1 rRNA gene is annotated in these 905 nt (G+C 48.4%); it reads left to right on the top strand.

What is annotated here, in order from left to right:
• A 23S ribosomal RNA gene (locus ACWCL1_RS08905) occupies positions 1–905 on the top strand; the annotation flags it as partial.

Genomic DNA, 905 nt, shown 5'->3' with positions numbered 1-905 from the left:
GGGCGTTTCAGTATGTAGGTGTAGACCCGAAACCAGGTGACCTACCCATGTCCAGGTTGAAGGTGCGGTAAAACGCACTGGAGGACCGAACCTGTGTATGTTGAAAAATGCTAGGATGAGGTGTGGGTAGCGGTGAAATTCCAAACGAACTTGGAGATAGCTGGTTCTCTCCGAAATAGCTTTAGGGCTAGCCTCGGAGTAAAGGATCGTGGAGGTAGAGCACTGTTTGGACTAGGGGCTCATCAAGAGTTACTGAATTCAGATAAACTCCGAATGCCACAGATCTATATCCGGGAGTCAGACTGCGAGTGATAAGATCCGTAGTCGAAAGGGAAACAGCCCAGACCACCGATTAAGGTCCCTAAATATGTGTTAAGTGGAAAAGGATGTGGGATTGCATAGACAACTAGGATGTTGGCTTAGAAGCAGCCACCATTCAAAGAGTGCGTAATAGCTCACTAGTCGAGTGATCCTGCGCCGAAAATGTAACGGGGCTAAACACATTACCGAAATCGTGGATGCACGTAGTGCATGGTAGGAGAGCGTTCTAAGGGCAACGAAGTTGGACCGTAAGGACCAGTGGAGCGCTTAGAAGTGAGAATGCCGGTATGAGTAGCGAAAGATTAGTGAGAATCTAATCCACCGAATGACTAAGGTTTCCTGGGGAAGGCTCGTCCGCCCAGGGTTAGTCGGGACCTAAGCTGAGGCCGAGAGGCGTAAGCGATGGATAACAGGTTGAGATTCCTGTACTATTAATTTTTGTTTGAACGATGGAGGGACGCAGGAGGCTAGAGATGCGCACGATCGGAAATGTGCGTCCAAGCAACAAGTCGGTGTGAGAGTCAAATGCTTTCATGCATAACGACAAGTTGTGATGGGGAACGAAATTAAAGTAGTGAAGTGAT

This window comes from Ligilactobacillus sp. LYQ135, from assembly GCF_053711055.1.
This window is presented reverse-complemented; position numbering and strand designations above follow the sequence as displayed.